Raw genomic sequence first — 6542 nt, forward strand, 5'->3', positions numbered from 1 at the left:
TAGATATTATCCTTTAAAGGAGGTGAAATAATAATGGCAGTTAAAATAAGATTAAGAAGAATGGGTGCTAAGAAAGCTCCTTTCTACAGAGTTGTTGTTGCTGATTCAAGATCTCCAAGAGATGGTAGATTCATCGAAGAAATCGGATACTACAACCCAGTTGCTCAACCAGCTGAAATAAAAATCAACGAAGAAAAAGCTACAAAGTGGATAGCTAACGGAGCTCAACCTACAGACGTAGTTAAGAGATTATTCAACACAGTAGGTATCAACAAATAATTTTTTGGAGGTGAATTTATAGCTGATTATATTAGCTATAAACCTTATGAAAGAGTTAGTACAAGTAATTGCTAAATCCTTAGTGGATAACCCTAGTGAAGTTCATGTAAATGAAGTTCTGGGTGAGCAATCAGTAGTTCTTGAATTAAGGGTTGCTCCAGAAGATATGGGCAAAGTCATAGGCAAGCAGGGAAAAGTAGCAAAAGCTATTAGAACTGTTGTCAAGGCAGCGTCACTAAATGTAGATAAAAAAGTAGTCGTTGAAATATTAGATGACAAGAGCTAGGATTTCCTAGCTCTTTTTTGCTTTATTATAATAATTATTTTTTGATTTTTGGATAAAAGTCTGATATAAATAATATAGTAATAAATATACATACGAGGTGAAGAGATGAGTCAATTATTGAAGGTTGGAAAGATTGCTAACACTCACGGATTAAAGGGAGAAGTAAAGGTTATAGCATTAACTGATGATCCTAAAAGATTTAATGATTTAGAATATGTTATTATTGAAGGAAAAACTATATCAGTTGAAGGCTGCAAGTTCCAAAAAGATAGAGTAATAGTAAAATTAGAAGGTATTGATAGAATAGAAGATGCTGAAAGACTAAAAAATAAATTTATGGAAATACATAGAGAAGATGCAGTAGAATTAGAAGAAGACTGTTACTTCCTTGCAGATTTAAGAGAATGTACAGTATTTGATACAGAAGGAAAAGAATTAGGACAAATATATGATGTTATTCAAACTAAGAATAATGATGTATATTGGATAAGAAAACCTAAAGAACTTTTAATTCCAGTATTAAAATCTATAGTTACAGATATTAATATAGATGAAAGAAAAATTATCATAAGACCAGTAGGAGAATGGATGGATGAAGATTAATATATTAACTCTCTTTCCAGAAATGTTTGACATATTTAATCATAGTATAATAGGTAAGGCACAAGATAAGGGCATTATTGATATAGAAGCTGTGAATATAAGAGATTATACAAATAATAAGCATAAAAAAGTTGATGATTACCCTTATGGAGGTGGAGCTGGAATGGTTATGCAAGCTCAGCCAGTAGTTGATGCCATAAGAGCATGTAAGAAGGAAAATAAGGGTAAAGTAATATTCCTTGGTCCTAAAGGAAAAACCATGAATCAGGCTCTTGTAAAGGAGCTATCTACAGAAGAAAATCTTATTTTCTTATGTGGGCATTATGAAGGGATTGATGAAAGAGCCTTTAAAGAAGTGGATATGCAAATTTCACTAGGTGATTTTGTGCTTACTGGGGGAGAGATGGCTGCCATTCCTGTCATTGATTCTATTGTAAGGCTTGTGCCTGGAGTTCTAAACAAATCTGAAAGTCATGAAGATGAATCTTTTTCAGATGGTCTTTTAGAATATCCTCAATATACTAGGCCAGAAGTTTTTGAAGGAGAAAGGATACCAGAAGTATTAATTTCAGGTCATCATGAAAATATAAGGAAATGGAGAAGGTTACAATCTCTTTTAATTACCAAGGAGAGAAGACCTGATCTTTATGAAAAAGTGGAGCTGACAAAAGAGGATAAAAAGATTTTAAAATGCAAAAAATAATTGCTTGAAATATAATTTTAATTATGTTACAATAAGTCTCGTGCTAGTACGGGCGTTCCGCTGTCAAGAACATAATTTGTTAAGAACGTCAATTATCAATTAGGAGGGAATGCACTATGAACGAAATATTAAGAGCTATTGAAGCAGAACAAATGAGAAATGACTTACCAAACTTCAGAATTGGAGATACAGTTAAGTTACACGTTAAAATCAAAGAAGGTAACAGAGAAAGAATCCAAATGTTCGAAGGTACTGTTATTAAGAGACAAAACGGTGGATTAAGAGAAACTTTCACAGTAAGAAGATTAGCTTACGGAGTTGGAGTTGAAAGAACTTTCCCAGTTAACTCTCCAATCATCGAAAAGATGGAAATAACAAGAAGAGGTAAAGTAAGAAGAGCTAAGTTATTCTACTTAAGAGATAGAGTAGGTAAGGCTGCTAAAGTTAAGGAATTATTAACTAAATAGTTATAAGTTAATAAAGATATTAAGGGACTTAGTTATAAGTCCCTTTTATTTTATGGTAAATTAAAATACATAAATTTGTTAACAATATAGATATATACTTAAAAGAGGTGAAGTGTAGTGGCTACGACAACAATAAACTGGTTTCCAGGTCATATGAGAAAGACGCAAAGAGAAATCAAGGAAAATTTAAAGCTTGTAGAAGCAGTTATAGAAATTAGAGATGCCAGAATACCAAGAAGTTCTGCTAATCCTGATATAGAAAAGCTTTGTGGAAATAAACCAAGACTTATACTATTAAACAAAAGTGATTTAACAGAAAGTCGTGTTACAAGGGAATGGATGAAAGAATTATCTAAGGATAATGTTAAAGCCATTGAAGTAAATTGTTTAAAAGGTAAAGGCTTAAATCAAATAAAGCCAGCACTTGAAGAGTTACTAAAAGAAAAGCTTGAAAGATATAAAGCTAAGGGATTAGTTAACGTAGTAATAAGAGTAATGGTAGTAGGTATACCTAATGTAGGTAAATCTACATTCATTAATAAGATGGCAAAGAATAATATAGCTAAGACTGGTGATAGACCAGGGGTAACTAAAAGTAAACAATGGATCAAAACTCCATTAGGAATAGAGATGTTAGATACACCAGGGGTTCTTTGGCCAAAATTTGAAGATGAAAGAACAGCTTTAAACTTAGCTTTTACAGGTGCAATTAAAGATGAAATAATGGATACAGAAGAACTTTCATATAAATTAGTAGAAAGGCTTCAAAAGCATTATGCAAATGAATTAATGGCAAGATATAAGATTGAAAGAGTATTTGAAGATCCACTGGATACATTAGATGCAATAGCAAGAAAAAGAGGTTGTTTAATGTCAGGTGGACATATAGATTACAATAGAATTGCTGTTATATTATTAGATGAGTTTAGAGGCGGAAAGATAGGAAATATATCTTTAGAAAGAGTAGATGATGTATTAGACGAAGAAGAAAATGAAGGAGAAGTTTAGTATGAATCTATTAACTGATGACATATCTAAATTAAGCTTTAAAGTAATAAAAGATGAAATAAGTAAGATAGACTTTAATGAGTTTTATAACAGTAGTGACTATGAAAAGATTGTATCAATACTTACTGCTGATAAAAGAAAAAATGTATCTTCTTTAGGTGCTAAAATAATTAAAGATAAAGAAAAACTTGATAATGAAAAGAAACGTATAAGAACTATGTATGATTTTGATAAATCTTTTGGAGACTATAGTGTAATAGCTGGAGTAGATGAGGTAGGAAGAGGTCCTCTTGCTGGCCCTATAGTTAGTTGTGCAGTAATTTTAGATTTAAATGCTATTGATGATGATCTTATCCTTGAACTAAATGATTCAAAGAAGATAAGTGAAAAGAAACGTGAAGAACTAAGTATAATAATAAAAGAAAAAGCACTTGCTTATAAGATTGCTTATAGGACATCAAAAGAAATTGATGAAAAAGGCATAGGAGTATGCAATAATGAAATTTTCTTAGAAGCATGTAATTCTTTAGAAATAAAACCAGAGCTAGTATTATCAGATGGATATGCAGTGAAAGGTTTAGAAATAGATAATAAAGCTGTTATTAAAGGTGATACTAAATCTGCCTCTATAGCAGCAGCTTCAATTGTAGCTAAGGTGTACAGAGATAATTTAATGAAGGAATATGCAGAGAAATATCCTTACTATGGATTTGATGGTAATGTAGGATATGGTAGTAGTAAGCATATTGAAGCAATAAAAGAACATGGACCATGTGAAATACATAGAAGGTCTTTCTTAAATAATATATTAGGATGCTAATAAGTTCTAAAAGCATCTATTAAATGATTTATTTTATATGTATCATTTAAATGATTAAAAATAATTTCTATAACATCATATCTTATATTGTAATCATATAAATTATTTACATATATATAATATGAAGAAATTGAAATTATCTTTCCTTTTTTATGGCAGGTAACTGATTCTAATGGAGTACCAAAGGAATTAGTATACCTGCTTTTTATTTCAAAAAATATTATCATGTCATCCTTTTGCCCAATAATATCTACTTCACCATACCTTGTTTGAAAATTTCTATCTAATATTTCATAACCATTATTAATGAGATAATCTGCTGCAATAGTTTCTCCATACTTTCCGATAGTTTTATTATAATTCATAAACACATCTCCTTTTTATTTATAATGATTAACATATTTCCTTTACCTATACTAGATAATAATAGGTTTAAGAATAAAAACTTTGTCAATAATCAATAAGGGTGATGAATATGTCAATAAATATATATAGTGCTACCAATCATGGTTTAGACGGAGTACTTATAAATGTTGAAGTGGATATAATGAGAGGAATACCGTCATTTCATATGGTAGGACTTCCTGAGGCATCTGTAAAAGAAGCAAGAGAAAGAGTTAGGGCAGCAATTGTTAATTCAGGATATACTTTTCCTTTAGGGAGGATAATAATAAATTTAGCACCAGCAGATGTCAGAAAGAAAGGTACATTTTTGGATCTGCCAATAGCCATAGGAATTTTAATGGCTTCTGGTCAGATAAAATACAAAGAGTTAGAGAATTTTATAATTTTTGGAGAGCTTTCATTAAATGGAAACTTAAAAGGGGTAAAAGGTGCATTACCTATAATCTTAGAAGGTTCTAACAAAGCAAAAGAAAATTTTATTTTTCCCTTAGAAAACTTAAGTGAGATTGCTGAAAATGGTCAAGGAAATTTTTATCCATTTAATAATTTAAAGCAAGTAATAGCTTACATAACTAATGGTGACTTATTGCCTTATAAAGAAAATATACATAAAGAAAAGATAAATAAAAATAAAATAGATTACTGCGAGATTATAGGTCAGATAGAGGCTAAAAGAGCAATGGAAATAGCCGCAGCTGGTAGGCATAATATCTATATGTTTGGTTCACCAGGTGTAGGTAAGACCATGTTAGCAAATGCAATTACTTCCATATTGCCACCTCTTACAAAAAGAGAGCAAATGGAGGTTGCCAAAATATATAGCATAGCAGGGCTTAGAAAGGAAATGGAAACATTAGATATTCCCTTTAGGGCTCCCCATCATACCATAACAAAGTCTGCACTGATTGGTGGTGGGAGAGAAATAACTTTAGGAGAAATAACTTTAGCTCATAATGGAGTATTATTTTTAGATGAAATTCTAGAATATAAAAGAGAAATTTTAGAGCTATTGAGAAAGCCTATGGAAGAAGGCTATATAAGTTTGACACGACAACATGAGAGGTTTATATTGCCAAGTAAGTTTCTTTTAATTTCTGCTAGTAATCCATGTCCTTGTGGAAATTGGATGAATACAGAGGGGAAAAAGTGTAAATGCACTGATATGGAAATTCACAAATATATAAATAAGCTATCTAGTGCAATTATAGATAGAATGGATTTATTGTGCTATATTCCAAGAGTACGACCTGAGGAACTTTTAAATAATAATGAAAAGTATACCTCAGAAAAAATGAAGGAAAGGATTCTTTTAGCAATAGAGAGAGAAAACTATCGCTTAAGAAATACAGAATATAGATATAACTCTGAAATAACTGGTAAGGATATTTATAGATTATGTAGCATTACCACAAAAGCAAGGAAAATTTTAGAAAAGTGTTATATGAGTTATGGTATTTCCCTAAGGGCTTATGGTAAGATTGTTAAGGTTGCAAGAACAATGGCAGACTTACAAGATGAAGAGAAGATAACTGAAGACAATATAATAGAAGCTTTAGGGTATAGAAAAAATATTTTTGGAGAAATTGTATAGAGGTAGATATGAACGAATATGAAATACGCTTTACACTAGCTAATATAAGTAATAAAATTAAGCTTAAATTATTACAAATGTATAATAATGAAGAAAATATTTATAATAATATTGACGAAATTCTTAAATCTGACATGATGAGTCTTAAGGATAAAATAAAGATTAAAGAGGACTCGTATGAAGACAAGATGAATTTTGTAAAAGCTTTAAATGATAATTCTATTAAAACTATAAGGATAACAGAAGAAGATTATCCAGAAAAACTAAGGAATATAGATGATCCTCCTTATATATTATTTTATAAGGGAGAGCTTTCTTTGGCATATGATGATATGATTGCTGTAGTAGGTTCAAGAAAAAGCAGCATATATGGATTAGAT

At 30.6% G+C, this 6542-nt stretch carries 10 protein-coding genes; 9 read left to right on the top strand and 1 reads right to left on the bottom strand.

Going from position 1 to position 6542, the window contains the following annotated elements; all coding sequences use genetic code 11:
• Positions 1-33 precede the first annotated feature (33 nt).
• The 7 genes from rpsP to Q5O44_RS08885 all read left to right on the top strand — a co-directional run bounded on the left by rpsP (position 34) and on the right by Q5O44_RS08885 (position 4166).
• On the top strand, positions 34-279 hold the full coding sequence (gene rpsP, locus Q5O44_RS08855; RefSeq protein WP_022168056.1) for a 30S ribosomal protein S16: 246 nt from the start codon (positions 34-36) through the stop codon (positions 277-279).
• A 46-nt stretch (positions 280-325) separates the two neighbouring features.
• Positions 326-565 carry a KH domain-containing protein gene (locus Q5O44_RS08860; RefSeq protein ID WP_022168057.1) on the top strand — a complete coding sequence of 80 codons (240 nt, stop codon included), beginning with the start codon at positions 326-328 and terminating at the stop codon, positions 563-565.
• A 105-nt stretch (positions 566-670) separates the two neighbouring features.
• Entirely contained in the window at positions 671-1168 is a 498-nt protein-coding gene (rimM, locus tag Q5O44_RS08865; protein ID WP_022168058.1) for a ribosome maturation factor RimM, read from the top strand.
• Positions 1158-1871, top strand: a complete 714-nt coding sequence (trmD, locus tag Q5O44_RS08870) for a tRNA (guanosine(37)-N1)-methyltransferase TrmD (RefSeq protein WP_022168059.1) — start codon at positions 1158-1160, stop codon at positions 1869-1871. Before rimM ends, trmD begins: the two co-directional genes overlap by 11 nt.
• A 116-nt stretch (positions 1872-1987) precedes the next feature.
• Entirely contained in the window at positions 1988-2338 is a 351-nt protein-coding gene (rplS, locus tag Q5O44_RS08875) for a 50S ribosomal protein L19 (RefSeq protein WP_022168060.1), read from the top strand.
• A 117-nt stretch (positions 2339-2455) separates the two neighbouring features.
• Positions 2456-3346, top strand: coding sequence for a ribosome biogenesis GTPase YlqF (gene ylqF, locus Q5O44_RS08880; protein ID WP_022168061.1), 891 nt, complete (start codon positions 2456-2458; stop codon positions 3344-3346).
• Between the two features lies 1 nt (position 3347).
• The gene (locus Q5O44_RS08885; RefSeq protein WP_022168062.1) at positions 3348-4166 is read left to right on the top strand and encodes a ribonuclease HII; all 819 of its coding nucleotides are present in this window, start codon (positions 3348-3350) and stop codon (positions 4164-4166) included.
• Here Q5O44_RS08885 and Q5O44_RS08890 read toward each other — a convergent pair.
• Positions 4163-4531: a YraN family protein gene (locus Q5O44_RS08890; protein WP_022168063.1), complete on the bottom strand. Its 369-nt coding sequence runs from the start codon at positions 4529-4531 to the stop codon at positions 4163-4165. The genes Q5O44_RS08885 and Q5O44_RS08890 overlap by 4 nt on opposite strands.
• 110 nt (positions 4532-4641) lie before the next feature.
• Between Q5O44_RS08890 and Q5O44_RS08895 the strand changes: the two genes are divergently transcribed.
• The gene (locus Q5O44_RS08895; protein ID WP_022168064.1) at positions 4642-6162 is read left to right on the top strand and encodes a YifB family Mg chelatase-like AAA ATPase; all 1521 of its coding nucleotides are present in this window, start codon (positions 4642-4644) and stop codon (positions 6160-6162) included.
• Positions 6163-6170: 8 nt separating this feature from the next.
• On the top strand, positions 6171-6542 hold a 372-nt coding region (locus Q5O44_RS08900; protein ID WP_302637706.1), incomplete at its 3' end, for a DNA-processing protein DprA.

The organism is Clostridium sp. CAG:221, from assembly GCA_000435835.1.
Taxonomy (GTDB): domain Bacteria; phylum Bacillota; class Clostridia; order Clostridiales; family Clostridiaceae; genus Clostridium.